This is a genomic window from Maribacter aquimaris (assembly GCF_014596745.1).
Taxonomy (GTDB): Bacteria; Bacteroidota; Bacteroidia; order Flavobacteriales; family Flavobacteriaceae; genus Maribacter_A; species Maribacter_A aquimaris.
Genome location: NZ_JABTCF010000011.1, coordinates 149,400 through 176,388, shown reverse-complemented (window position 1 = coordinate 176,388; position 26,989 = coordinate 149,400). Strand labels below are relative to the sequence as shown.

Sequence of the window (26,989 nt, the reverse complement as noted above, 5' to 3'; positions counted from 1 at the left end):
ACAGTATGCAGTGAACAGAAGGCCGTAATCAGTTGTCAGTGAACAATTAACAATGAATAATTGGTTAATTAAATGGGTCAACTCGAATCAAGAATATTCATAGCTATTAGCCAGTAGCCAGTAGCCAGTAGCCAGTAGCCATTAGCCAGTAGCCAGTGGTCAGTAAACAGTGAACAGTATGCATTGAACAGAAGGCCGTAATCAGTTGTCAGTGAACAATTAACAATTGGTTAATTAAACGGGTCAATTCGAATTAAGAATATTATAGCCAATAGCCAATAGCCAATAGCCAGTAGCCAGAAGCCAGTAGCCAGTAGCCAGTGGTCAGTGGTCAGTAAACAGTGAACAGAAGGCCGTAATCAGTTGTCAGTGAACAATTAACAATGAATAATTGGTTAATTAAATGGGTCAACTCGAATCAAGAATATTATAGCCAGTAGCCAGTAGCCAGTAGCCAGTAGCCAGAAGCCAGAAGCCAGTAGCCAGAAGCCAGTAGCCAGTAGCCAGTAGCCAGTGGTTCGCCAAGAATTGTGGTGGGGTGATATATGGTTATTACAGTCATTTCGACGGAAAGGAGAAATCACATCCTGATGACCACCTGTAGATTTTCTTGTTTTAGTATTACATCTTGAAATACGTCATGACACTCGCTTGGTGGATGGTCTGGAAAAAACCGCATATTTAACAATTATGATCATTTAAAAAAAGGAAATAATCCATAAATTTGGAATAAATCCTAATTTGAAAGATTCAAACTATCGTAAAGGAAGAGGCGCACAGGCCTATGTGCCCAACAAATTTTCACAGTTCAGTCATGAAACCCGGGATGATTTCCTGGAATTTTGTCGTGTTGAGGGGGAGGAGGCCCATCAACAAAGAACCAGCTATACGCCTATTTTCCCGAAAACCATTGTGAATAAAGTTACGAGTCCGGATGTGGGAATGGATTATTCGCTAAACCCGTACCAAGGCTGTGAACACGGTTGTATTTACTGTTATGCCCGAAATACCCATGAATTTTGGGGTTATGGGGCGGGCTTGGATTTTGAGCAGCAAATCTTGGTCAAGAAAGAGGCACCCACACTTTTAGAGGAAAAATTGAAAAGTAAGGGATGGAAGGCCGAAACCATCGTACTTTCCGGGAATACGGACTGCTACCAGCCAGCTGAGAAGAAATTTGGACTAACCAGAGAATGCCTTAAGGTGTTTTTGAAATACAAACATCCTGTAGGGATTATTACCAAGAATGCATTGGTTTTGCGAGACCTGGATATCCTAAGGGAGTTGGCCAAGGATGGATTGGTAGCGGTGAATATATCGGTAACCTCACTTTCAGAAGAAACCCGAAGCATATTGGAACCACGTACGACAACCATTAAGAAACGATTGGAGACGATTCGACTGCTTTCGAAAAATGGAATCCCCGTAAATGCCATGTTGGCTCCGATCATTCCAGGAATAAATAGTCATGAAATTATCAATTTGGCCAAGGCGGTTTCTGATAATGGAGCTTTGTCCTTTGGGTATACTATTGTACGTCTAAATGGGGCCATAGGCCAAGTTTTCACGGATTGGATCTATAAGGCATTACCCCATAAGGCCGATAAGGTACTGGCCCAAATCAAATCGTGTCATGGTGGAACCTTAAATGATAGTCGGTTTGGTATGCGCAGCAAGGGAGAAGGTAAAATAGCCTTTCATATTCACGATATGTTACGATTGGCAAGACGTACTTATTTTAAGGATAAGGAGTTGCCAAAATTGAACAAAGGACTTCATGAACAGTATAAAAAAGGACAATTGAAGTTGTTTTGAAGGGAAAGTTATCTTGGTTTACTGTAAGAATGTTAATGGGTGGTTACGATTCACCATTCCATTCCCGGTAAAACTGCTCTAGGTAGTTGAGCATAAAATCGTGTCTCTCCTCGGCCATTTTGATGCCCATTGGGGTGTTCATCTTATCTTTTAGCAATAATAATTTTTCGTAGAAATGGTTTATGGTCGGAGCATTTGATTTTTTGTATTCTTCCTTCGTCATATTCAAATTGGGGGCAATATCAGGATTGTATAATTCCCGATTCTTGAATCCGCCATAATTAAAGGCCCGTGCAATCCCGATGGCCCCTAGGGCATCGAGTCGGTCTGCATCTTGGATAATCTGTAGTTCTTTGGAATTGAACTTCGTATTCCCATCCTTTGACAGACTGTTTTTAAACGAAATATTATTGATGATGTTTACGACATGGGTTATGGTTTTATCGTCAACAGCGATTGATTCCAAAAACGCTTGGGCAATTTTCGGCCCTATGGATTCATCCCCATCATGGAATTTTGCGTCGGCAATATCGTGCAACAAGGCCCCTAGGGATACCACAAGCAAATCAACATCCTCATCCTTCGCAATTTGTTTGGCGTTTTTATACACCCGTTGTATGTGAAACCAGTCGTGCCCTCCTTCAGCTTCTTTCAAGGTCTCTTTTACAAAAGCAATGGTCTTTGTGATGGTTTCAGGTTCTTTCATTGTGGAGGATGTATGCCGGATTTAACCCTTTCTTCGACAAGGGTGAACAACGCATCAAAATCACTATGGTTTTCAATAGGTTCATGAACATCAAAAGTGAGATGGTTGCCTATGCCATATGGGAATTTGCCATAGCGGAGCATTTTCCAGGAATTGTTGATACTCAAAGGGACAATCAGTGCGGATGGTGCATTTTTCATTAAAATCTTCAGACCGGTCGGTTGGAATTTTTTAGGCTCGCCATTTCTGCTTCTGGTTCCTTCCGGGAAAATCACAGCGCTTCGATTGTGCTTTTCAATGTATTTGCCCAGTTTGGCAATTTGAACCAAGGCCTGTTTGCTATCCTTTCTATCAATCAAAACAGAGCCTCCATGCCTGAGGTTATAGGAAACACTGGGAATGCCTTTGCCCAGTTCGATCTTACTCACAAATTTGGGATGGAATTTCCTCATGAACCAAATAATCGGTGGTATATCGTTCATGCTTTGATGGTTCGATACGATAATCAAGGGCCGGTCTGTCGGAATTTGATAAGGATTGTTGAATTTATAGGTAGTCCCCAAGAAATGGGTGCAACGCAACAAGCATAAATTGAGGAGGCTAACACTTGCCTTATGGGCATTGTAACCAAACACGTTGAAACAAATCCATTGGATGGGATGGAACACCGCAAGTGCCAATCCAAAAAAGAGGAAATAAATAATGGTGAGCGGATATGCCAAAATCTTTTGCATGTCACAAAAATAAAGGAGACCTGCCGAGTTTTCAAAACCTGACAGGTCTTTTTGCAATTTTTTGTTGTGATTACCTGATTCAACTCCTTAAAAAGGGTTGGGCTTTTAACAAAATTCGTTATAGGCTTCTGTCAAATTCTCGGCTATGAGTTCTGCAGGCCTACCTTCAATATGATGGCGTTCCACCATATGAACCAATTCACCATCCTTGAAAAGGGCAATACTTGGTGATGATGGAGGAAATGGAATCATAAGATTCCGTGCGGCATTTACAGCTTCCGTATCAACACCGGCAAATACAGTTACGCAATGATCCGGTTTCTTATCGTTCATTAAACTTATCTTGGCAGCAGGTCGTGCATTGGCCGCAGCACAACCGCAAACCGAATTTACAACCACCAAAGTTGTACCTTCTTTCTTAATGGCGCTTTCAACCGCATCGGCTGTAAACAATTCTTCAAACCCGGCATTAGCCAAGTCGTCTCTCATAGGTTTTACCAATTCTGCTGGATACATATTTTGCTTTTTATTGATTTATAAAAGTGGTCAAAGATAACTAATTTGTCGTAGTACTCTGGATTACTTAACTTTTCGTTACCACTTGTTTTACTCGGTATTATCATATCTTTGGCAAAAATTAAGAATTGATATGATTAAATGGTTAGCAGCCGTAGTCGGTTTTGCCATTAGAGGTTTTTCCGGAGCGATTTTAGGATTTTTATTTGGCAGTTTTATCGATGGTCTAAGCGGAGGGGGTAAATCCAGTACCGTTTTCAGTGATATGACGCGTCAGCAGGTATCGCCTGCCGATTTTGAATTGAACTTACTTTCCCTTTGCTCTATTGTTATCAAAGCGGATGGTTCCGTAAACCAACGTGAGTTGGATTATGTGCGCCAATATTTTGTGGCCAACTACGGGAAGGAAAAGGCCAATGCTATTTTCAGGACTTTTAATGACATCAATAAGAAGCATGAAATCTCGGCACAACGCATATGTACCTATCTAAATCAAAGGACCCGTTATGAAGTACGGCTGCAATTGTTGCACTTCTTGTTCGGGATTGCCCAGGCAGATGGGGTGATCCGTAATCCTGAGGTGAACAAAATACGGGAGATTGCGGGTTATCTAAAGGTAGCCATGCGCGACTTTGAGAGTATTATGGCCATGTTCATCAAATCTGGTGACAACGCGTATAAAATTCTTGAAATCGATAAAACGGCGACCAATGACGAAATTAAAAAAGCATACCGGACCATGGCAAAAAAATACCATCCCGATAGGGTAAACACAGAGAATGAAGCCATTAAAAAAGGTGCCGAAGAGAAGTTCAAGGAGGTGCAGAAAGCCTATGAAATAATACAACAAGAAAGGGGTATAATCTAAAATCAATCGTATAAGAATGTCGAATTTTTGGTTTTACATAGCATTGGGACTTAATCATGTCCTCGATTTTTCAGCCTATGATCATATTTTGTTTTTAACGGCCTTAAGTTTACCCTTTACCTTTAAAAATTGGAAAAAAGTCTTGGTACTGGCAACTGTATTCACCATTGCCCATTGTACTTCATTGGGTTTATCCGTTTATGAGGTTGTGGTTATGGATAGTGGGTTGATCGAGTTTCTTATTCCGGTGACCATTTTATCGACCGCAATATTCAATTTGGTATACCTCAAATCCAAAGCCAAGGAAAAAAGTATTGTATTACATATTTTGGCAACTGCTTTTTTTGGATTGATACACGGTTTTGGCTTCAGTAATTATTTTAAGATGCTTATGGCTGGTGAGGAAGAAAAATTGTCGCCTTTATTGGGTTTTGCCGCTGGCATCGAGTTGTCCCAGGTACTTATCGTCATGGCCGTGCTCGCATTGGCATTTATCATTCAATCGTTTTTCAAGGTAAAACAGGCCATTTTTGTTACAGGTGCCTCAATATTGATCATCCTTATCACAATACCCATGTTGGTTGCAACGTTCCCATGGTAGGTTAATGTTAATTTTACCCCATAGTTTTGTCAGGCTTTTATAAAGCGGGTATCTTAGTCCCCCAACAATGAATGGGTAGATTTTGCCGCTATGAAAAAATCCAAACAAGAAAAATATGACAGGGCCTATTTAAGAATGGCAGCGGAATGGGGTAAATTGTCCTATTGTAAACGCAAACAGGTCGGGGCGATAGTGGTGAAGGATCGAATGATCATTTCTGATGGTTATAATGGTACGCCCACCGGTTTTGAAAATTTTTGTGAGGATGATGATGGGTATACCAAATGGTATGTGCTTCATGCAGAGGCAAATGCCATTTCCAAAGTGGCGTCATCAACCCAATCATGTGAGGGGGCGACACTTTATATCACACTTTCACCCTGTCGGGAATGCAGTAAATTGATACATCAATCTGGCATAAAACGTGTAGTATATAAAGTAGCCTATAAGGATGTTTCCGGATTGGAGTTTTTGGAAAAAGCCGGGGTTGAATTGGTGCATATGCCCATAATAGAGGAATCAGCAATCTAATTTCATCGTAAATCAAGTTTGAAAAAGAAGTACAACTACATATTACCCACGATTATTGCGGCAGCATTGGCTGTCGGTGTTTTTGTTGGTGGAAAGCTCGATTTCAATGATTCGCCCGAAAAATTGTTTACCACAAATTCCAAAAAAGACAAACTCAACAGGCTCATAGACTATATCGATTATGAGTATGTCGATGATATCGACACGGATAGTATCGTTGATGTGACGGTCAACAATATTCTTGAAAAATTAGATCCACATTCGGTATACATTCCCAAACGTGAAATGGATGAGGTTTCCGAAAACATGAAGGGTGATTTTGTGGGTATAGGTATTAATTTTTATCCGTATAAGGATACTATTGCGGTAATTCGCACTATAGACAATGGCCCAAGCTTTTTAAAAGGCATATTACCGGGTGACCGGATTCTAATGGCAGATAACGATACGTTGTTTGGCAAGGATTTGGTCAGTGAAAATATTGTCGAAAAATTAAAGGGGCAGAAAGGTTCTTATGTAGAGCTCACGGTATATCGTAAAAGTGAGGACAAAACCTTCACGGTTGATGTACGAAGGGATGTTGTCCCTATTAAAAGTGTGTCATCCTATTTTATGATGACCCCTACCATGGGGTATATCAAAGTGAATCGTTTTGCCGAATCAACATTCCGGGAATTCAAGGAGGCCCTAAGTGCTTTGCGAAGGCAGGGTGCCGAGAAGCTCACGTTGGATTTAAGGGATAATCCAGGGGGGTATCTCGGTATAGCCGAACAAATGGCCGATGAGTTTTTGCAAGATGGTAAATTGATCCTTTTTACTAAGAACAAAAAAGGTAAAATAGATAAAATATACGCCACTGATAAAGGTAGTTTTGAGGACAAGCCCATATATGTGCTGATCAATGAACGTTCCGCCTCTGCCAGTGAAATAATTGCCGGGGCATTACAGGACAATGATATAGGTACCATAGTTGGCCGTCGTTCTTTTGGTAAGGGCCTTGTACAGCGTGAGATGGATTTGGGTGATGGTTCTGCCATACGTTTAACGGTGTCTAGATATTATACCCCGACGGGACGTAGTATTCAGCGTACGTACAAAAATGGGAACAAGGATTATTACAAACGGTTTACCGACAGGTATCATAATGGCGAATTGGTCTCTGTAGATAGTATAAAAGTCGCTGACTCCTTAAAATTCACGACCCCTAAAGGTCGGGTAGTGTATGGGGGAGGGGGTATAATACCCGATGTTTTCGTTCCTATAGGGTCCAATGAGGAAGAGGCGATAAAGAGTATGGATAACCTAGGTTTTCTATCCTTCTTTGTTTTCGAATACCTGGATGGGGACCGTCATAGATTCGACGATTATTCCCAAGAGGAATTTGTCAATGATTACAAGGTAGACGATATCCTTTTTGAAAGGTTTGTCGATTATTCAATAGAACGAGGTCTTAAAATGGATTTTTATGACAGTGAGGATCAACTAAAGTTGTATATAAAAGCGGCTTTGGCAGACCAATTGTTCGGCGCGAACATCCATGCGAAAATAAAGGGTTCGTCAGACGCCATGCTTAAAAAGGTCCTAGAATTGGACAGTCCAGTAGTGAAGCAAGGGGAAGGCGATAAAATCGATGCAACCAACTAATCTTCCTCTATTTTCCTTTGTATCTTTTTTGAAGTCAAAAAAATCAACAATAAAACAATGGCACAAAGTGCGGCCAAGATACCTATAAGGGCTATAACACTATTGCCTTCGATGGGATTGTCAAAATCAACCAGGGTTACATTATAACCTATGAGTATGATGCCCAAAACAATTAATATGATGATAAAGGTTTTGCTCATTTTTTAAAACAATGCATTAATATTTGCGGTGAACAGTTTCACGGCAATGGCAAGTAATATTACCCCAAATACTTTTCTGATAATACTGATTCCATTTTTGCCTAGGAAATGTTCTATTCGTTTCGATAATTTTAAAACGAGATATACAAAGATAATATTTACAAGTATGGCAACAATGATATTTTCCACATGAAATTCCGCCCGAAGTGACAATAATGAGGTCATGGTACCGGCTCCTGCGATTAAAGGGAATGCGATAGGGACAATTGAGGCACTTTCCGGGGCGTCATCCTTATAAAGGGTTACACCCAGTATCATTTCTATGGCAAGGAAAAAGATAATGAACGATCCGGCAACGGCAAAGGAATATACATCAATACCAATTAAGGTCAGTATTTCCTTTCCTACGAAGAGAAATGCAATCATAATTAAAGCCGCTACGACCGAGGCTTTTTCCGATTGTATATGACCTACCTTATTTCGCAGTCCAATAATGATAGGAATACTTCCTATGATATCTATTACGGCAAAAAGAACCATGCTAGAAGTGGCGATTTCCTTGATGTCTAAGCTAAAATTCATTTGTAAAAATTAAAACAGTTGGCAAATCTACGTTAAGTCATCAGTATTTGGATGTTCTTTATTAAAATATAATCGATTTTATTCTAAGGGCAATATACTATCTTTGGACACAAATAAAGGTGTATGTTTCAATTGGGTAATACCATAGTTTCCGAAGAGATTATAGAGAATGATTTTGTTTGCAATCTTAATGCCTGTAAAGGTGCCTGCTGTATAGATGGCACGGCAGGAGCACCTGTCGAAGATCATGAAACTGAAATCCTCGTGGATATATATAAGGATGTTAAGCCTTTTCTTCGTCCAGAGGGTATTGCGGCCATTGAGGACCAAGGGGCGTTCATCAAGGGGGAAGATGGTGAATGGGAAACCACATTAGTGAACAATAGCGAATGTGCCTATGTCATTTATGATGATAAAAAAATAGCCAAGTGCGGTATTGAAGAAGCTTATAATCAAGGGGTCATTACTTGGAAAAAACCGGTGTCCTGCCATATGTATCCCGTGCGGATTCGGGAATATACCGAGTTTACGGCGGTGAATTACCACAAATGGGAGATTTGTGACGCGGCTTGTGAATTGGGGGCTTCCCTTAAAGTGCCTGTTTATAAATTCGTAAAGGAGGCTTTGATCCGTAAATTCGGGAAAGAGTGGTATGCGGAATTGGAAGAAATCGCTGCCGATTACACTAAATCGTAGGTAAGTGTAAAACGACTTTTGTCCCTGTTGCTTTTTTCTTCTCGTCGAAGAGGTCAATAATGGTTACATCAAAGGTGTTTTGGTAGTCCTTCGCGAAATTGGCCAGGCGTTCCTTGGTGATTTCAATCCCTACGGATTTTCGTTTAAGGACCTTGCTCTTTTTTATGGTTTCCGCAGCATCCCTACCAACACCATTGTCGGTGATACTGATATCAATAAAATTGTTGCTTCCCCTGCTCAAATGAAGGTCAATACTTTTTTCGCCGGTTTTGGACGATAAACCATGCCAAAGGGCATTTTCCAGAAAAGGTTGGAGTATCAATGATGGAATCTTGATTGTATGTATGTCAATATCCTTATCGATGGTAATCTTGAAGTTGATTTCATTCGAGAATCGGATGTTCTCAATATTCATATAGAGTTCAACGGTCTCTAATTCTTCGGCCAACGGAATTTCTTTCAACGAGGAGGCTTCAAGGATTTTACGTACTAATTTCGAAAATTTATTCAAGTAATGTACTGCATTCTTTTTGTCGTTGTTTATGATGTACAATTTAATGGAATTCAGTGAGTTGAATAGGAAGTGTGGGTTCATTTGACTACGCAACATCGACTGTTCCAAGGTCAAGAGCTTTTTGTCGTTTTTTAGTTGATATTGCCGATAGAGAATATAAAAGACTCCCGTTAAAAGGATGAGGGCAAAGCCTCCGATCAACAATCTTGTTTGGTTTTTACGGAGCTTTAATTTTACGATTTCATAATCCTTATTGATGATTTCTATTTCGTTGTTTTTCTTTTCAATGTGGTAGCGACTGATCATATCACCAACGTACCGTAAATTTCGTTCGTTTACGGTCTTTTCCTCAAATTCCTGGGCCAGTTTGTAATGGGTCATCGCTTTTTTGTAATTGCCCTGTTTTTCAGCCAGTTCCGATAGATATGAATTTGCCAGTGAAATATTGGAAGGAACATTGTGTCTTTCGGCAATGGCAAGGCCCTGATCTAGATTTATTTGCGCTTTTTTCAGGTTGTCTTTTAAAAGGTATGCCCGGCCGAGATTAATGTATACCCCTGAAGTAAGGTATTTGTCACCGATTTCCTTGGAAGATAATAAGGTAGGCTCCAGAATTTCCAGGGCTTCATCCAATTTGTGCTGTTCAAGATATACATGGGCAATACTATTTTTGCAGATAACCTTGCCCTTTTCACTGTTGATCTCTTCGTTGTATGCCAAGGAGGTCCTATAGCTCTTTAGGGCCTCATCCAAATTGCCGAGCATTTCTTGACACTCACCAATGTTTTGATGGTTTATGGCGAGTCCCAATTTATTACCCAATTCATTTTCGAGTTTCAACGATTTTCGAAATTGCTCAATGGCCAGGTCATATTGCTCAAGGGTTTGGTATAGGTTTCCAATACCATTTAAGGATACATTAATGCTTCTTTTTAGACCTTGGGAAGGGTTTTTGACCGTTTCGGCCAATTCAAGGGCTTCCTGACTATAATCCAAGGCTGATTTAATGGCGTCCCTTCTGCGGTGTATAACACTGAGCATATTTAAACTGTATACCTTGAATTCGAGATTGTCTTCCTTGGTGGCGGCCTCCAAAGCAGCTTGATGTAGGCGTATAGCTTGTGTAAATTGTGAAATATCCCTGTATCTACGGCCTAATTGGTTGAAGGCATAGGCCTGTCCGCTATAATATTCCTGGGCAATGGCTTCATTGGCAAAATAGCGCATTAATAAGGTGTCCTTTCTTGATGGCCTCACAACGGCATCTATTTCTGAATACGTCTTAGGACCTATTTTAATGAGGCTATCGATACTTTTTTTGAATGCTGCAGGAATGTTTTGGGTATTTCCTATTTGGCTAAAGAAAAATAAAGAGAGAAATATGTATTTCCATTTACCCATAAAATATGCTGTGTAATTTTTGTAAAGTGGTTTAGGAAGATGTCATATCATATCCAGAAAATCTGACTTTTTTTGTCTTGAGACCGGAATTTTATGGTTAGAACTTAGGATTACATATCCATCTGTTTTTAAGAACTCCTTTATTTTATGAAGGTTAATGATGTAAGAGTTGTGGATCCTGAAGAAGGAATCGTTTGGGAGTAGGTCATTGACCTCCTTTAATTTTTTGGTCAGTACTATTTTTTGGCCATCGGTAAGGTAAATGGTGCTGTAATTCCCATCAGATTCCGCATAAAGTATTTCATCACTTTCCAGAAAGAGTAGCTTTCCGTCAGTATTGAACGTAATCTTTCTGTGATGGGTATTGGAATTGAAGTTCAATAGAATTTTTTCCAAACGTTCAGAAGTGTAGTTCTTGGCATTGAATTTTTTGATCTTAATGATAGTGTCCTTTAAATCATCCGTATCAATGGGTTTTAAAAGATAATCAATGGCCTCGTTTTTAAGTGCTTTGATCGCATATTGATTGTACGCAGTGGTAATGACCACCGGAAAATTCTTATTGGTTAATTTCTGTATAAATTGAAAGCCATCCATCGTGGGCATTTCTATGTCTAGAAAAAGACAATCCGGTGTGTTTTTTGAGAGATACTCCAAAGCTTCAAAAGGGTCCGTGAATGAGGCACTGACCTTTATTTCATTGCTGAAATTAGTCAGTTCCCAGGTAAGACTCTGGAGCGCTTTTATCTCGTCGTCAACAATTATAGCTTCAAGCATAGTGTAAAGTCGTATGGTAAGATAATCAAATTTAAAATTAAGTTGGAAGTATTCAAGCGAATTTGTATCAATGGAACTGTTTTGAGTATGATTGGTTATTATTCTTGAAAATAGGGGTTTCTTGACTTAGGTTGGTTGTTTCGATGAAAATTCTTACAAATCCTTGTACTATAGGAGTTGTGCGGCTTTTTCGAATGCCGTTTATACATATTTTAACACCATTTATACAATAAGTCACTATCTATGAATTGGCATCCAATAAATTAGGGGTATGAAATATTGTTTTTGTCCCCACATAACAATGTTAAATACAACGAATAGGAATTAAAGACAGACTCATGAAAAAATGTTTAATTATGTTCGCCTTATTGTTGCTTGCGCTTGTTGTGGCCGTATTGGTTGAGAAAGATGACAACATGGGTACTGCCCATGATACGCTTATTAGCGAGAACCATTCTGATATACAGATACGGGATTGAGATGTTATACCCTTAAAATGGAAACGGGTTGTCTATTAACAAAAAGCTTGAAATGATGAATCACTATATGCTTAAATCCATGAAAATTGCGTTTTGGTTCCTGATGCCATTCTTGTTTATATCCAATTCGGATATAGATCCCAATATGGCCTCTAACGGAAAACTTGAAGGTTTTACACACTATGCCAATGAACCTTTTGAGCAACTGTTGAAGGGTAAGGCCACCTTTGATGCCAATATGGGAACTACCGATCAAGGAGCCGCTTATTCCTCAATATCGCTACGGTTTGGCAATGAAGGAAAAGACCATGAACATATCATGGGGTTTTTAATTAAAAAAATGAACAGTCAAAAGCAACTGGCGATTGGTGAGTACGGATTATCAGGACATATCAATGGGTTGCTGAACAACTTTGACGGGGTCTTTGGTTATGCAGATGCCAAATCTTTGGGTGGGGAGCCATTGTTTATGAAAAAAGGAAAATTAGTCATTACACAAATAAATGAATTCAATATATATGGGTATTTAGACGTGGTGTTCATGGATAACAGCAACGGAGAATTATTCGTTAAAGGCGATTTTCAAGCTCGGAACTTGAGTGGGGAATGATATAATATATTGACAAATAGAAGTGTGTGATAAAAATTATGTATTTTTAAAGGTTCTAAATCCTGTAAAGAACAAAGTAGGTAGGGGCTTTAAAAAAAAAGAATTTTAAAATATAAAAAACTGCCAATCAAAAAGGTACGGCTCAATGGGGTATATAAATATTGTATACAACTGTTTTAAGCAACAGCCTAACTGATGGGAACTACATTTGACACCTTAATCAAATTTTTAATTTGATGGTAGCTTGATTATAGGTTTCGGGGGAACTACCTAGATCAGCTTAAATTGTAGTCAAATTGATTTTGATTTATCAGAGGGCCGTACAATTTGGCAGTATTTTTATTTTTTAAGGAATTCCAGTAGGGTCGATTATAGCTCTTTTAAATCCATAACACTTATTTTAATCACGATAAACCTATAGGGGCAACATTTGGGCCTAATTGGCTGAGTGCGTGTACTTGTTTTGTATCTTATTGATATTAAACCGAATAGTATGGGTCAATATACTTTTTGGTTTATTTTATTTCTCCATTTTTTTATCAAAACATTCAATTTTCAAAAAGGCAATGAACATAGTGAGTTAGCCTACATTTCAACATTTTGTGTTAAAAACTTTGTGGTCAATTTAAGAATTGGTCCCTGAAAATTAGATCGCTATTTTCCATCTTTGTTATTCCCAGCAGCAGGGTAAGTATCACCTTGGTCAAATAACTTTTTAAATAAACAGTATTATGCCAGAAGCCTTAGAGCCCATTTTACAGGAGAACAAAGATCGTTTTGTGATTTTTCCAATACAACACCATGATTTATGGGATTGGTATAAAAAACAAGAGGCGTGTATCTGGACAGCCGAAGAAATCGATCTTCATCAAGACCTTGCCGATTGGAGCAATAAATTGAGTGATGATGAAAAGTATTTCATCAAACACATATTGGCGTTTTTTGCCGCATCCGATGGAATTGTAAATGAGAATCTGGCGGAGAATTTCGTCAATGAGGTGCAATATTCCGAGGCTAAATTTTTCTATGGTTTTCAAATAATGATGGAGAATATCCATTCCGAAACATATTCCCTGCTGATAGATACCTATGTAAAGGATGAAAAGGAAAAGGATATCCTTTTTAGGGCCATTGAAAACTTTCCTGCTATAAAAAAGAAGGCCGATTGGGCCTTGAAATGGATTGATTCCCCCAGTTTTGCAGAAAGGTTGATTGCCTTTGCGGCCGTAGAGGGTATTTTCTTTTCAGGTTCTTTCTGTTCCATTTTTTGGTTAAAGAAAAGAGGTTTAATGCCTGGGTTGACCTTTTCCAATGAACTTATATCCAGGGATGAGGGAATGCACTGTGATTATGCCGTACATCTTCATAAGCACCACATCATAAACAAAGTGCCTAAAAAACGTATTACTGAAATTATTGTCGATGCCTTGAATATTGAGCGCGAGTTTATAACCGAGTCCTTGCCGGTAAGCTTAATAGGCATGAATTCAAAATTGATGACGCAATATTTGGAGTTTGTTACCGATCGGTTATTGGTAGAGCTGGAGTGCGATAAGGTCTATAATTCAACCAATCCTTTCGATTTCATGGATATGATATCACTCCAAGGAAAAACCAATTTCTTTGAGAAAAGGGTTTCAGAATACCAAAAGGCCGGTGTTTTAAACAAGGATAAGGACGAAGATTCCCAAAAAATCAGTTTCGACGCTGATTTCTAGGCTCGGATTGTATATAGGATACTTATAGGGGTGATACCCATAAAGGATTTGCCTATTTGCACTGCGTTTAAGGCCTATGGTCTTATACATGAATGTATACACTAACAGATAATAACCATAAACAAGTTTAACTCAATGTATGTAATAAAAAGAGACGGAAGAAAAGAAGTGGTAATGTTCGATAAGATCACAGCCAGGGTTAGAAAATTATGCTATGGCCTTAACGACCTAGTAGATCCATTGAAGGTGGCTATGCGTGTTATTGAAGGACTTTATGACGGGGTTACCACCTCGGAATTGGACAATTTGGCTGCCGAAATAGCGGCGACAATGACCACCATGCATCCTGATTATGCAAAATTGGCTGCACGTATTTCCGTTTCCAACCTACATAAAAACACCAAAAAGTCTTTCTCGGAAACGATGAGGGACCTTTACACCTATGTGAATCCTAGAACAGGAAAGAAAGCACCCCTGCTTTCCGATGAGGTGTATAAGGTGATTTCCGAAAATGCGGAAACCTTGGATTCGACCATTATTTATAATCGTGATTTTGGATATGATTACTTTGGTTTTAAAACCTTGGAACGTTCCTATCTCCTAAAATTGAACGGACAGATTGCAGAACGGCCACAACATATGTTGATGCGTGTATCCGTCGGGATTCATTTGGATGATTTGGACGCGGTAAAGGAAACCTATGAGTTGATGTCCAAAAAGTATTTTACCCATGCAACCCCGACCCTTTTCAATTCCGGGACCCCGAAACCCCAGATGTCGTCCTGTTTTCTTTTGGCCATGAAAGACGATAGTATCGAAGGGATCTATGATACATTAAAACAAACGGCAAAAATATCTCAATCGGCTGGTGGAATAGGGTTGTCTATTCACAATGTTCGGGCTACTGGATCATATATTGCCGGTACCAACGGTACTTCCAACGGAATTGTACCCATGCTACAGGTTTTCAACGATACGGCAAGATATGTAGATCAAGGAGGCGGAAAACGTAAAGGAAGCTTCGCCATTTATATGGAACCTTGGCATGCCGATATTTTCGAATTCCTTGAATTGAAAAAGAACCATGGTAAGGAAGAGATGCGTGCGCGTGATCTTTTTTACGCCATGTGGATATCCGACTTGTTCATGAAACGGGTTGAGGGTAATGAAAAATGGACATTGATGTGCCCAAATGAATGCCCAGGTCTCTTCACTACTCACGGTGAGGAGTTTGAAGCCCTTTACTTGAAGTACGAGGCAGAGGGAAAAGGTCGTAAGACCGTAAAGGCCAGGGAACTTTGGGAGAAGATATTGGAGTCCCAAATCGAGACCGGTACCCCGTATATGCTATATAAGGATGCGGCGAACCGCAAGAGCAACCAAAAAAACCTGGGTACCATTCGTTCGTCAAATTTGTGCACCGAGATAATGGAGTATACCTCACCTGATGAGGTTGCGGTATGTAACCTGGCATCAATTGCTTTGCCCATGTTCATTAAGAACGGGGAATTTGACCATAAGGAGCTATTTAAGGTTACCAAAAGGGTCACCAAGAACTTGAACAAGGTTATCGATAGAAATTACTATCCGGTCAAAGAGGCTGAAAACTCCAACATGCGACATAGACCTGTTGGTTTGGGAGTACAAGGTTTGGCGGATGCTTTTATTCTATTGCGCATGCCATTTACCAGTGATGAAGCCAAGAAATTGAACCAGGAAATATTCGAAACCCTCTACTTTGCCGCGGTTACGGCCTCTATGGAAGCAGCCAAGGTTGAGGGGACATATTCTACTTATGAAGGTTCTCCAATATCACAAGGTGAATTCCAACACAATCTTTGGGGTATCGAAGATGAGGAACTTTCAGGTCGTTGGGATTGGGGCAAATTACGCAAGGAAGTTGCAAAACACGGTGTTCGCAATTCCTTATTGGTGGCACCGATGCCCACTGCATCCACATCGCAGATTTTAGGGAATAACGAATGTTTTGAACCCTACACATCCAATATTTATACGAGAAGGGTGCTTTCTGGTGAGTTTATTGTTGTAAACAAACATTTGTTGGAAGATTTGGTCAATCTGGGTATGTGGAACGAGAATATGAAGCAAGAGCTTATGAGGGCCAATGGTTCTATTCAGCATATTGAGACCATTCCGCAAGAAATCCGGGATTTGTATAAAACGGTCTGGGAGCTTAGTATGAAGGATATTATTGATATGAGTCGCCAAAGAGGATACTTTATCGATCAAAGTCAATCCTTGAATCTTTTTATGGAGAATGCGAATTATTCCAAATTGACCTCAATGCACTTTTACGCCTGGAAGAGTGGGTTGAAGACTGGAATGTATTACTTGAGGACCAAGTCGGCGGTAGATGCTATTAAATTCACTCTGGACAATAGTAAGAAGAAAGAGGTTCCTGTTGAGGAAACAGCTATAGTTTCTGTTGCCCCAGTTGCAGTTAAAACAGCAAAAACCATAGAGGTGACTCCAACCCCGATTGCTCCGCAAAATGACGGGATGGATGTTCAGCCAATGACTCCCGAGGAAATGAAAGAAATGATCGCGCGGGCCAAGGAAGGCCAGGCCGATGATGACTGCCTAATGTGTGGTTCATAATGGAATACCGATTCGATTTCGGTATGTGTGATAGTGTTTATTGAAAAGAAAAACCCTGACGGTACCCGTCAGGGTTTTTTATATTTTATACTTAAGTGACATTTTGATATCCGCACAAAACACAATCCGTCATCCCCAGTATAACGGAGTAAAAATCGGGGAACTTCCTTCCTTGTTTATTGTTTCTTGAAATAGTAAGGCTTCAAGGCTAAGGAAAGTGTGTACGCCGCAATATAAATTAGTAATATGATCGTGTATTTGTCCATAATTTGGAGAATATTTAAGTATATACGTTTCAAATTCGTAATTAGATGCTGTAAATATTGTTAAATAAATCGATATATTGTTAAAAAATAAAGTTAAACTAAAATGTGGATTTCAATTTTTAAGGATTCATTAACAGAGGTGTTTGATAGGCCACTATAGCATGGAACAAGTGAACCTGAAATAATAGGCCTGTATTTTGGAATTGTCTTTTCAAACCCAGGGTTGAACATTTATGGGTCTATGATAAAATTTCAACAGGATCCATCCAAAAACTAACAGGCTTTTAGTATATTTAATACCCTATAATATCCACATTCATGTTTAATCCAACTAAATCCATATACCAATGAAAATCAATAAATTCTGCCTCGTATTGTTCTCCGTTTTACTCTTGTCGAATAGTATAGGGGCACAGGAGGGTTATAAGCCTACACAGGAAAATTTAGAGAATAGGCAATGGTTCCAAGACGCAAAGTTTGGGATGTTCGTGCATTGGGGGGTTTATAGTGTTCTTGGTGGAGGAGGTGATGCAGGAATCGCCGAATGGATCATGCAAAATAAGAAAATACCGATAAAACAGTATGAAAAGCTGCCTTCTTTCTTTAATCCTGTGGATTTCGATGCGGCAGAATGGGTTCGAATGGTAAAGGATGCCGGTATGAAATACATTACCATAACCACGAAGCATCATGATGGTTTTGCCATGTATGACTCAAAGATCTCTGATTATAATATCGTTGATAAAACGCCATATGGCAAGGATATCATTAGGATGTTGGCTGAGGAATGTCGCAAGCAGGATATTAAGCTCTTTTTTTATTATTCACAATTGGATTGGCATCATCCTGATTATTATCCTCGAGGAAGAACGGGACAAGGATTTACCGGCAGGGATGAATCTGGGGACTGGGATGCCTATCTCGATTATATGAATAGCCAATTGACCGAATTACTTACCGATTATGGTCCCATAGGGGGAATTTGGTTTGATGGTATGTGGGATAAAAAAGATGCGGATTGGAAGTTGGGAACAACCTATCAACTCATACACAAGTTACAGCCCGGTGCTTTAGTAGGAAGTAACCACCATGTGAAACCATATCCTGGAGAAGATTTTCAAATGTTTGAGCAGGATTTGCCCGGGGAGAATACCACGGGGTGGCAGGGTGCACATATAAGCCAATTGCCTTTGGAAATGTGTTTGACCATTAATGGTTCCTGGGGTTTTAACCTTATGGATCAAAACCATAAATCGCCTAAGGAATTGGTGCATATGTTGGTGAAGTCTGCAGGTCGTAATGCCAATCTCTTACTGAATGTAGGCCCTATGCCCAATGGTGAGATACAACCCGAACACAAAGCATCCTTAAAAGCCATGGGTGATTGGATAGCGGAGAATGGGGAAACCATTTATGGCACCCGAGGGGGAATCGTAGCTGCCGAGGATTGGGGTGTTTCTACCCAAAAAGGCAAAAAATTATACCTTCATATCCTGGATTGGGACAAGGATGTTTTATTGGTTCAACCCTTTAAGGAAAAAGTACAATCCGTCGTTTTCTTCAAGGATAAGAGCAAGGTGAGCCACCGTTTGGATAAATATGGGTTGCTTCTTGAAATTCCAAAGAATAAAAAAGATGGGGTAGATACGATTATCGAAATCACCTTGAAATAAAACTACATAAAACCATCGACCTTACGATAAGCATCTATAACGGCCTGTTCACCCGTTTTGCCTTGTTGTGAGTTTCCGTGCTCCATGCCAAGGATTCCCTCAAATCCTTTTTCATGGATCCACTTGAAAATGTTTTTATAGTTGATTTCACCCGTGGTCGGTTCTTTTCTTCCCGGGTTGTCCCCGATTTGGATATAAGCGATCTCCTCCCAGGTTAGGTCCATATTGTGAATGAGGTTGCCTTCATTCTTCTGCATATGGTAAATGTCATATAGGATCTTGCATGATGGGCTATTGACACCTTTACAGATCAGATAGGTTTGTTCCGATGTTTGTAAGTAAAGATCGGGGGAATCGGAAAGGGGCTCCAGAACCATGACCAAGCCATGGGGTTCTAGTATTTCAGCACCCCTGCGTAAAGCTTCAATGACATTTGCATTTTGGATGCCTATTGGCAAATTTCTTTGATAGCCCCCAGGCACAACGGTCATCCATTTGGCGTTAACGCGTTTTGCCACTTCAACGGCCTTTTTGCATCCGTCCAAGAAAATATCAATGTGTTCCTTTTTACCTGCAGCAAGGGTATTCGCCATATTGCCGCCTTTTTCAACAACGAATACGCCCATGGCCATATTGCGTTTGGCAAGGGTCTCGCCCATTTTGGTTTGGAGGGCGACATCGCGATTCATCATTCCGTTATCCTCAAATGCGGTAAACCCCTGGTCGGCCATAAAGTTGATCTGGTCAATAGGGTCTTTGCCGGCATGTTCTTTGAACATACCTAAATGAGGGGCATATTTTAGATTGAAACCGGGTTTTGTAACTTCTTTGGAATTGGAAAATGCCAAGCTTCCGGTCATGGAAATTGCTCCTGTTGTAAGAGCGGTCTTTTGAATAAAACTTCTTCTTTTCATCGGTTGGTTTTAATTTGGTTTATCTTCTAAATGGTATGAGATCCTATGCGGTACGGGCGATATTTTGGTTCGATATGTCTTATTTCTTAAAGGTATTTCGTAAGTCTTGAAAGTAATGGCAGGTATTTCATCCTCAAGATATTAAATTGTTTGTCTTCTTGAAGCATAAATATTAAATAATTTTTCTACATTTAAAAAACCTAGATTGGGTTAAAAAGTTAAACTAACAAACAATTTTATGAAGGTCTTTTTTAATCATTTGTTTGATTACAATTTTTATTGCAATAAAAAATTGATTGAAGAATGTAAGAAATTCGATAAAGTACCGGATAGGAGTATTGAGCTTTTTAGCCATATTCTAAATGCCCATCATTTATGGAATTCAAGAATCCTTACCAAACCCATTAGTTATAAAATATGGCAAATCCAGCCGATATCGGATTGGGCCGATCTACATTACGACAACCAAAGAACCTCTTTTGACATTGTCACCCATACCAATGAGTTTGAAAAGCGTGTTGATTATGAGAATACCGAAGGCAGATTGTTCACCAATACCATTCAAGAGTTGCTTTTTCAGGTCATCAACCATTCGACGCACCATAGGGCACAGATAGCGATGGATTTGCGGGCCAATGGTTTGGAGCCTATCAATATGGATTATGCCTTTTACAAGCGGTAAATTACAAGGAATGGAAACGAAAACTTGGTTTTTTGGTTTTGACCATTCCCACTACGAGAAACGCGAACAGGTTTGGTCTTGTCTTAAAACAAATATTCAAAATTAAGTAGTTGATTATAAGATTTAAAAAATAATAATTCATGCCAAAAAAACTTAGACTTGGGGTTTTAGGAGGCAGTGGTGATTCCCTTATTGGGATTTTACATCGCGTAGCCTCACAGATCAATGATAATTATGAAATAGTGGCTGCTGTTTTCACCCCCGATTTTGAAAGGAACAAGGCGTTTGCCAGTGAAATTGATATGCCGTTGAATCGCGTTTATAGCAATTTCGACACTTTTGTTGTTGAGGAAATGGGATTGCCAGAAAATGAACGTGTTCAGGTATGTGCGATCTTGACTCCAAATTACCTGCATTACCCGATGGCCTTGAGATTGTTGGAAAATGGATTTCATGTTATTTGTGAAAAGCCGATGACAACCACATTGAATGAGGCGAAGGAATTACAAGCGGCCCATAAGAATGCAGGAACCGTATTTGCATTGACCCATACCTATACCGGTTATCCTATGGTACGCCAAATGCGGGAGATGATAAAGGCTGGGGCTTTGGGGAAAATCCACAAGGTAGATGCTGTTTATTATCAAGGCTGGATCAATACCATCATCCATGATAAGGATAAACGGGCCTCTGTGTGGCGGTTAGACCCGGAAAAGGCAGGTATCAGTTCCTGTATGGGCGATATTGGGGTACATGCCTTTAATATGTTGGAATACACTACCGGACTAAAGGTAAAATCAATTTTAAGCGATTTCAATTACTTATATAACGATAACCCTATGGATATTGACGGTACGGTGTTGGTAAGAATGGGAGACCATGTTAAAGGGGTTATACGGGCCAGTCAAGTGGCCACAGGCGAGGAAAATGGACTGGCTATTTCTATTTATGGTGAGAAAGGGGCGTTTAAGTGGCAACAAGAAGACCCTAATTTCCTTTATCTCTTAAGCGATACGGAACCTACCAAGATCTATAAACCAGGGCATGCCTATAATTCAGCGCTTTCCTTGGATGGTACAAAATTGCCAGCAGGGCATCCTGAGGGTATTTTTGATGCGATGGCCAATATTTATAAGGGGGCCGCAAAGGCTATTAGGAACCAGGAATATAATGATGGGGAATTCCCTACAATGCAGGATGGCGTTCGTGGCATGGACTTTATCGAAGCTACCGTAGCCTCACATAAAGGGGGTAATCTTTGGGTCGATTTGGAAAATGAATAAATATATTGGGAAAAGAGGGTAAGGTTGATGCCATTTGCGGTTTTGCCCCATGGTCATCTGGGGTATATACAAATCAGGCATTACCTATTGGGTGATTTGGAGGATTTGTTTATTTTCTTTCAAAAACCTTTTCAATCGCTTCACAAACGACAATCATACTTTCCCGGGGTACCCTTTGAAAGGGGGCAAGTTCCCGTGTAAAATAATCCCAATGTACTTTTTTCCAATGGGCCAGGCTTTTATCACCTTCCCCTTCCAATCGTGCGTATTCCTCATCGATACTGAAATAAGGTTTCAATTGTACGGAAGTGGTGCGCACAATGCACTGTGCCTTTCCATTCCAATCGGTAACCACGGTAAAGTCTCCGATTTTAGGTAGTGGTTCCTTTCTGTATTGTAGTCCTAAAAGGGAATGGGTGATGACCTTCTTAATTCCATTTTTAACCAATTGGGCACACTCGTTGGCATCTTTTTCATTGTCAAAAAAATGCATTGTTTTCGGAGCCTCGGCAAAGGCATCTTCCAGATGGTTGTCTAAGTAATCTCCCCACATATTGCGGGCTGATGCGTTATCCATGGTCGTATTGTAATTTAATTGCTTCCATTGTACAGGATACAATGTGGCTCAATCTATAAAACGTAAAAGCATATGGTTTAGTACGCTCGTATTTCCATATACTTCAAATTTAGTGAACGAAATAATATTAGATGGTGTTGCCGGCTTTATTTTACAAAAACCATATCCAAAATCCTGGTCAGGCACCAGAAACACATTCCAATCGTATCACTATTTGGATTATGATGTATTTGTTATCTTTATGAATCAAGTCCGAAGAAACAAAGGTCAACTTCCAAAGGATTAAATATAGCGTATATTCTTTGATTTACGACTGAACTCTTTTAGCTGTCCGTATAATAATCATATAAAAACATTCCAAATGAAAACAATTAAGGGACCTGCCGTTTTTTTGGCGCAATTCGTAGATAGTAAAGCACCTTTCAATTCCTTGGATGGAATGTGTAAATGGGCTTCGAATTTAGGCTATAAAGGCATACAAATACCTACGTGGGAAGGTTTCTTGATCGATTTGGACAAGGCGGCCGAAAGCCAAACCTATTGCGATGAGCTAAAGGGTAAGGTCAATTCTTACGGTTTGGAGATTACGGAGTTGTCTACCCATTTGCAAGGGCAATTGGTGGCCGTGCACCCTGCCTACGACCTTATGTTCGATAGTTTCGCCCCCGACAAGCTTAAGAACAATCCAAAGGCTAGGACTGAATGGGCGGTCGAAGTAGTGAAAAAAGCCGCCACCGCAAGTCGCAGATTGGGTATAAAGGCACATGCCACTTTTTCTGGGTCGCTATTATGGCACACCATGCACCCTTGGCCCCAAAGACCAAAAGGTTTGGTTGAGATGGGTTTTAAGGAATTGGCGAAGCGTTGGTTGCCCATATTGAACCATTTTGACGCGGAAGGGGTTGATGTGTGCTACGAAATACATCCTGGAGAGGATTTACATGACGGGGATACTTTTGAACGTTTTCTCAAGGCAACTGGTAACCATAAAAGAGTGAATATACTCTATGACCCGAGCCATTTTGTACTTCAACAATTGGATTATCTAGCCTACATCGATCATTATCACGAATTCATCAGATCATTTCACGTGAAGGATTCCGAATTTAACCCTACCGGTAAGAAAGGTGCATTCGGCGGTTATAATGATTGGGGAGATCGAGCCGGAAGATATCGATCTTTGGGTGACGGACAAATAGATTTTAAGAGTATTTTTTCCAAACTGACCCAATACGGCTGTGATGTTTGGGCGGTAATGGAGTGGGAGTGTTGTATTAAGAGTCCGGAACAAGGGGCAAGGGAAGGTGCCAAATTCATTCAAGACCATATTATAGAGGCTACCGAAAAGACCTTTGATGATTTTGCAGGTACCGATATAGATAAGGATGCTCTAAGAAAAATCCTGGGTATTTAAATATCCAATTTATGCCATTAGCTTACAATTGTAAATTTTGACAAGGCGAGGCTGTTTAAATTGGACTGAACAGGGCGTTATGGGGCATTTGGCAAACTACAATTGCTTATCTTTGCGGGAAATAAAAAATACTCCATGATTCAATCCATGACGGGATTTGGGAAGCACACCATACAACTCCCCACTAAAAAAGTAACGGTAGAATTAAAATCACTGAACAGTAAAAGTCTTGACTTAAATGCGAGGATGCCCTCTACCTATCGGGCCAAGGAATTGGAATTAAGAAAAGTCATCGCCAGTTCATTGGTGAGGGGTAAGGTAGATTTCGGATTGTATGTAGAGTATACAGGGGATGAAACTTCGGCCCAAGTGAACGAAGGGGTAGTGAGGCAATACATGAAGCAATTGAAATCGATAGCGGATGGTGAGGATCTGAGGTTGTTGGAAATGGCCTTGCGTTTACCCGATGCCATGAAGACCGAAAGGGAAGACATCGATGAAGAGGAATACAAGACCATACAGTTGGCACTGAAAGAAGCCTTATCCGAGATAAATAAATTTCGATCAGAAGAAGGTTCGGTGTTGGAGAGCGATTTTATTCAACGCATAAAGAACCTTGAGGCTTTGTTGGCACAAGTTATAGCAATGGACCCCCAAAGACAGGCAACTATTCGTGAACGATTGGAAAAAGCGGTTTCGGACCTCAAAGCCGAAGTGGATGAAAACCGGTTTGAACAAGAGCTGATCTATTATTTGGAAAAGTATGATATCACCGAGGAGAAGGTACGGTTGGCCAATCATCTTGATTATTTTTCCAAAACCCTGAAATCGTCAGACAGTAATGGTAAAAAATTAGGGTTCATTAGCCAGGAAATTGGCAGGGAGGTCAATACTATTGGTTCAAAGGCCAATTTTGCACCTATGCAACAACTCGTTGTGCAAATGAAGGATGAGTTGGAAAAAATAAAGGAACAAATGCTTAATGTTTTGTGATGGAAGGAGGTAAACTGATCATATTTTCAGCCCCATCGGGTAGTGGTAAGACCACGATTGTACGTTATTTATTGGAACAGCCCGAGTTGAACCTGGCTTTTTCGGTATCGGCCACCTCAAGGCCACGCAGGGGCAAGGAGAAAAACGGGGAACATTATTATTTTATGACTGTTTCAGAGTTTAAGAAACACATAAAGAATGATGATTTTCTTGAATGGGAGGAAGTGTATAGGGATAACTTCTATGGCACCCTGAAGACTGAAGTGGAACGACTTTGGGCTGAAGGCAAGAATGTGATTTTTGACATTGATGTGGTCGGCGGATTACGAATCAAAAAGAAGTATCCCAATGAGACACTTGCCGTATTTGTTAAACCACCCAGTGTTGACGAGCTTAAGATTCGTTTGAAAAAACGAAGTACGGAAAGTGATGATAAGATCAACATGCGCATTGCAAAAGCTTCTGTAGAGTTGGCTACGGCACCCCAATTCGATAAGGTAATCAAGAACTACGATTTGGATTCGGCCCTGTTAGAGGCCAAGAATCTAGTCGCTGAATATGTGGGGGCAAAGACTTCCAAAACGGAAGGGTGAAAATGAAAAAGGTCGGGCTATATTTCGGTACGTTCAACCCCATACATATTGGCCATTTGGTAATAGCCAATCATATGGTGGAATTCTCCGATTTAGATGAAATATGGTTTGTTATCACGCCAATGAGTCCATTTAAGACCAAGAAAACACTGTTGGACAACCATCATAGATACCAAATGGTATTTGAAGCTACGAAAGAGTATCCCAAACTAAAGCCAAGTAAGATAGAGTTTGATTTGCCGCAACCGAACTATACCATTAATACGTTGGTCTATTTAGGGGAGCAGTATGGGAATGATCATGACTTTTCCTTGATTATGGGAGAGGACAATCTAAAGGGTTTTCACAAGTGGAAAAATTATGACGTCATTCTCGAAAACTATTCCATTTATGTATACCCCAGGGTTTCGGAAGGCAAGGTAGACCATCAGTTTAAGGGACATCCAAGGATACATCGGGTAGATGCCCCCATTATGGAGATTTCATCGACTTTCATTCGAAAAAACCATAAGAAGGGCAAGAACATCAAACCTTTATTGCCCTATGAGGTTTGGCGCTATATGGATGAGATGAATTTTTATCGATAAAAAGTCCTGTTTTGCTAGTAGGGTTATTACACGGAAGCATACCATTAAGGTAATTCCATGGCACCTCGTTTCCTTATATTTTAATGGCTATACCCCTATTTTGGGTTTGATTTTATACTTCTTGGCGGTTATCCCGACAGTAGGGTCGTTGATTATTTTAAGGGTTCTGCCTTTGTTAGAATATCTATTCCCAAAAGTCTGTCATCACTATTGGTATACCAAGCCCTCGTCTTGGGTATTTTTATACTGGCCACATTCTCAACATCACTTAGAAGAATATACTCCCCATCATTTTTTGATTCATCGTGATAAAATTGATACACTTCCATGGCATAGGTAGTGGGGTCAAAGTAAAAATACCAAGTGTCTTTGCCTATACCTTCCTCGTAATTCACCTTTAAGACCAAGTATTCCTTGCCCCTGAAGGTTTTCGTCTCTACTTTGGGGTCTATGATTGTCCCAGGGTCCTTTAATTTCATAGGTAGGCCATAGAGATAGGTGTAATAATCCTTTGTCTTCAGCGCTTGTTCGCAGCTTAACCGATAGGTCTTTTTATCTTCATCGGAGATGGTGGTCTCCCCATTTAATTTTAGGGAGCAATCGTTTTTCTCCACCATAAGCTCTAGCACTATATCGTCTTCCCGAAAGGTGGTTATTTTAAAATATTCCTTGGGAAGGTTTATTTCGATTTCACTTTGACGTTCTTTACCATCGGCATATTGTAGTGTAATGAACAATTTGCCAGCAAACAGGTTCCAGAGTTGATTTGGGTCGTGATAGGCGATGGCTTTGTCCAGTAATTGGGTTGAAGTTAAATCTTGGCCCGTGACAGTTTGTAAACCAACCATTACGATCATTGTTAGGAGAAACCTTTTCATTTATTCGTTTTTTATAAAAATCCAAAATTGGCCAGGATAAAAATTTGATGTGCACAACGTATGCATGGCAAATGCAAATCCTTTTGGAAATCGTGACGAATAATCCGGTTGGTATATG

27 protein-coding genes are annotated in these 26,989 nt (G+C 40.0%); 17 read left to right on the top strand and 10 right to left on the bottom strand.

Going from position 1 to position 26,989, the window contains the following annotated elements:
* The first annotated feature begins 741 nt into the window (after window positions 1–741).
* Window positions 742–1,815, top strand: a complete 1,074-nt coding sequence (locus HPE56_RS16315; RefSeq protein ID WP_188244810.1) for a PA0069 family radical SAM protein — start codon at window positions 742–744, stop codon at window positions 1,813–1,815.
* Between the two features lie 43 nt (window positions 1,816–1,858).
* Here the strand turns inward: HPE56_RS16315 and HPE56_RS16310 are convergent, their stop codons facing one another.
* From HPE56_RS16310 to HPE56_RS16300, 3 genes are all read right to left on the bottom strand, one after another.
* The gene (locus tag HPE56_RS16310; RefSeq protein ID WP_188244809.1) at window positions 1,859–2,521 is read right to left on the bottom strand and encodes an HD domain-containing protein; all 663 of its coding nucleotides are present in this window, start codon (window positions 2,519–2,521) and stop codon (window positions 1,859–1,861) included.
* A complete protein-coding gene (locus tag HPE56_RS16305) occupies window positions 2,518–3,255 on the bottom strand; it encodes a lysophospholipid acyltransferase family protein (RefSeq protein WP_188244808.1) in 738 nt (245 codons plus the stop codon). The genes HPE56_RS16310 and HPE56_RS16305 overlap by 4 nt, the downstream gene beginning before the upstream one ends.
* A 105-nt stretch (window positions 3,256–3,360) precedes the next feature.
* Entirely contained in the window at window positions 3,361–3,771 is a 411-nt protein-coding gene (locus HPE56_RS16300; protein ID WP_109648305.1) for a BrxA/BrxB family bacilliredoxin, read from the bottom strand.
* A gap of 133 nt (window positions 3,772–3,904) precedes the next feature.
* Between HPE56_RS16300 and HPE56_RS16295 the strand changes: the two genes are divergently transcribed.
* The 4 genes from HPE56_RS16295 (at window position 3,905) to HPE56_RS16280 (ending at window position 7,415) form a co-directional block, all read left to right on the top strand.
* Window positions 3,905–4,639 (top strand): TerB family tellurite resistance protein, encoded by a 735-nt coding sequence (locus tag HPE56_RS16295; RefSeq protein WP_188244807.1) that lies wholly within the window; start codon window positions 3,905–3,907, stop codon window positions 4,637–4,639.
* 16 nt (window positions 4,640–4,655) lie between these two features.
* Complete coding sequence (locus HPE56_RS16290; protein WP_188244806.1) at window positions 4,656–5,240, top strand: HupE/UreJ family protein; 585 nt, start codon at window positions 4,656–4,658, stop codon at window positions 5,238–5,240.
* 90 nt (window positions 5,241–5,330) lie between these two features.
* The gene (locus HPE56_RS16285) at window positions 5,331–5,771 is read left to right on the top strand and encodes a deoxycytidylate deaminase (RefSeq protein ID WP_188244805.1); all 441 of its coding nucleotides are present in this window, start codon (window positions 5,331–5,333) and stop codon (window positions 5,769–5,771) included.
* An 18-nt stretch (window positions 5,772–5,789) separates the two neighbouring features.
* The gene (locus HPE56_RS16280; protein ID WP_188244804.1) at window positions 5,790–7,415 is read left to right on the top strand and encodes a S41 family peptidase; all 1,626 of its coding nucleotides are present in this window, start codon (window positions 5,790–5,792) and stop codon (window positions 7,413–7,415) included.
* Here the strand turns inward: HPE56_RS16280 and HPE56_RS16275 are convergent.
* Together HPE56_RS16275 and HPE56_RS16270 are read right to left on the bottom strand one after the other, a co-directional pair.
* The gene (locus tag HPE56_RS16275; protein WP_188244803.1) at window positions 7,412–7,615 is read right to left on the bottom strand and encodes a hypothetical protein; all 204 of its coding nucleotides are present in this window, start codon (window positions 7,613–7,615) and stop codon (window positions 7,412–7,414) included. The genes HPE56_RS16280 and HPE56_RS16275 overlap by 4 nt on opposite strands.
* Before the next feature lie 3 nt (window positions 7,616–7,618).
* Window positions 7,619–8,197: a MarC family protein gene (locus HPE56_RS16270; RefSeq protein WP_188244802.1), complete on the bottom strand. Its 579-nt coding sequence runs from the start codon at window positions 8,195–8,197 to the stop codon at window positions 7,619–7,621.
* A gap of 123 nt (window positions 8,198–8,320) precedes the next feature.
* On the opposite strand from HPE56_RS16270, the gene HPE56_RS16265 reads away from it, so the two are divergent.
* Window positions 8,321–8,893 carry a DUF3109 family protein gene (locus HPE56_RS16265; protein WP_188244801.1) on the top strand — a complete coding sequence of 191 codons (573 nt, stop codon included), beginning with the start codon at window positions 8,321–8,323 and terminating at the stop codon, window positions 8,891–8,893.
* On the opposite strand, the gene HPE56_RS16260 is transcribed toward HPE56_RS16265, so the two are convergent.
* Both HPE56_RS16260 and HPE56_RS16255 read right to left on the bottom strand, forming a co-directional pair.
* On the bottom strand, window positions 8,883–10,808 hold the full coding sequence (locus tag HPE56_RS16260; protein WP_188244800.1) for a tetratricopeptide repeat-containing sensor histidine kinase: 1,926 nt from the start codon (window positions 10,806–10,808) through the stop codon (window positions 8,883–8,885). The genes HPE56_RS16265 and HPE56_RS16260 overlap by 11 nt on opposite strands.
* Window positions 10,809–10,850: 42 nt before the next feature.
* The gene (locus HPE56_RS16255; protein WP_188244799.1) at window positions 10,851–11,585 is read right to left on the bottom strand and encodes a LytR/AlgR family response regulator transcription factor; all 735 of its coding nucleotides are present in this window, start codon (window positions 11,583–11,585) and stop codon (window positions 10,851–10,853) included.
* A 338-nt stretch (window positions 11,586–11,923) separates the two neighbouring features.
* Between HPE56_RS16255 and HPE56_RS16250 the strand changes: the two genes are divergently transcribed.
* The 5 genes from HPE56_RS16250 to HPE56_RS16230 all read left to right on the top strand — a co-directional run bounded on the left by HPE56_RS16250 (window position 11,924) and on the right by HPE56_RS16230 (window position 18,950).
* Window positions 11,924–12,064 carry a hypothetical protein gene (locus HPE56_RS16250; protein ID WP_188244798.1) on the top strand — a complete coding sequence of 47 codons (141 nt, stop codon included), beginning with the start codon at window positions 11,924–11,926 and terminating at the stop codon, window positions 12,062–12,064.
* A gap of 52 nt (window positions 12,065–12,116) precedes the next feature.
* The gene (locus HPE56_RS16245) at window positions 12,117–12,674 is read left to right on the top strand and encodes a hypothetical protein (protein ID WP_188244797.1); all 558 of its coding nucleotides are present in this window, start codon (window positions 12,117–12,119) and stop codon (window positions 12,672–12,674) included.
* A 731-nt stretch (window positions 12,675–13,405) separates the two neighbouring features.
* Window positions 13,406–14,392: a ribonucleotide-diphosphate reductase subunit beta gene (locus tag HPE56_RS16240; RefSeq protein ID WP_188244796.1), complete on the top strand. Its 987-nt coding sequence runs from the start codon at window positions 13,406–13,408 to the stop codon at window positions 14,390–14,392.
* Between the two features lie 135 nt (window positions 14,393–14,527).
* The gene (locus HPE56_RS16235; RefSeq protein WP_188244795.1) at window positions 14,528–17,011 is read left to right on the top strand and encodes a ribonucleoside-diphosphate reductase subunit alpha; all 2,484 of its coding nucleotides are present in this window, start codon (window positions 14,528–14,530) and stop codon (window positions 17,009–17,011) included.
* 613 nt (window positions 17,012–17,624) lie between these two features.
* Window positions 17,625–18,950, top strand: coding sequence for an alpha-L-fucosidase (locus HPE56_RS16230; protein ID WP_188244794.1), 1,326 nt, complete (start codon window positions 17,625–17,627; stop codon window positions 18,948–18,950).
* 2 nt (window positions 18,951–18,952) lie between these two features.
* On the opposite strand, the gene HPE56_RS16225 is transcribed toward HPE56_RS16230, so the two are convergent.
* Window positions 18,953–19,864, bottom strand: a complete 912-nt coding sequence (locus tag HPE56_RS16225) for a hydroxypyruvate isomerase family protein (protein WP_188244793.1) — start codon at window positions 19,862–19,864, stop codon at window positions 18,953–18,955.
* Between the two features lie 238 nt (window positions 19,865–20,102).
* Here HPE56_RS16225 and HPE56_RS16220 point away from each other — a divergent pair, with 238 nt between their 5' ends.
* Window positions 20,103–20,546, top strand: coding sequence for a DinB family protein (locus HPE56_RS16220; protein ID WP_188244792.1), 444 nt, complete (start codon window positions 20,103–20,105; stop codon window positions 20,544–20,546).
* Between the two features lie 140 nt (window positions 20,547–20,686).
* On the top strand, window positions 20,687–21,829 hold the full coding sequence (locus tag HPE56_RS16215; protein ID WP_188244791.1) for a Gfo/Idh/MocA family protein: 1,143 nt from the start codon (window positions 20,687–20,689) through the stop codon (window positions 21,827–21,829).
* A 109-nt stretch (window positions 21,830–21,938) separates the two neighbouring features.
* Here the strand turns inward: HPE56_RS16215 and HPE56_RS16210 are convergent, their stop codons facing one another.
* Window positions 21,939–22,406: an ASCH domain-containing protein gene (locus HPE56_RS16210; protein ID WP_188244790.1), complete on the bottom strand. Its 468-nt coding sequence runs from the start codon at window positions 22,404–22,406 to the stop codon at window positions 21,939–21,941.
* Window positions 22,407–22,767: 361 nt separating this feature from the next.
* Between HPE56_RS16210 and HPE56_RS16205 the strand changes: the two genes are divergently transcribed.
* The 4 genes from HPE56_RS16205 (at window position 22,768) to nadD (ending at window position 25,993) form a co-directional block, all read left to right on the top strand.
* Window positions 22,768–23,820, top strand: coding sequence for a sugar phosphate isomerase/epimerase family protein (locus tag HPE56_RS16205; protein WP_188244789.1), 1,053 nt, complete (start codon window positions 22,768–22,770; stop codon window positions 23,818–23,820).
* Between the two features lie 135 nt (window positions 23,821–23,955).
* Window positions 23,956–24,813 carry a YicC/YloC family endoribonuclease gene (locus HPE56_RS16200; RefSeq protein ID WP_188244788.1) on the top strand — a complete coding sequence of 286 codons (858 nt, stop codon included), beginning with the start codon at window positions 23,956–23,958 and terminating at the stop codon, window positions 24,811–24,813.
* Window positions 24,813–25,406, top strand: a complete 594-nt coding sequence (gmk, locus tag HPE56_RS16195; protein WP_188244787.1) for a guanylate kinase — start codon at window positions 24,813–24,815, stop codon at window positions 25,404–25,406. The genes HPE56_RS16200 and gmk overlap by 1 nt, the downstream gene beginning before the upstream one ends.
* Before the next feature lie 2 nt (window positions 25,407–25,408).
* Window positions 25,409–25,993: a nicotinate (nicotinamide) nucleotide adenylyltransferase gene (gene nadD / locus HPE56_RS16190; RefSeq protein ID WP_188244840.1), complete on the top strand. Its 585-nt coding sequence runs from the start codon at window positions 25,409–25,411 to the stop codon at window positions 25,991–25,993.
* A 152-nt stretch (window positions 25,994–26,145) separates the two neighbouring features.
* On the opposite strand, the gene HPE56_RS16185 is transcribed toward nadD, so the two are convergent.
* Window positions 26,146–26,871 (bottom strand): DUF6503 family protein, encoded by a 726-nt coding sequence (locus HPE56_RS16185; RefSeq protein ID WP_188244786.1) that lies wholly within the window; start codon window positions 26,869–26,871, stop codon window positions 26,146–26,148.
* Window positions 26,872–26,989: the final 118 nt, after the last annotated feature.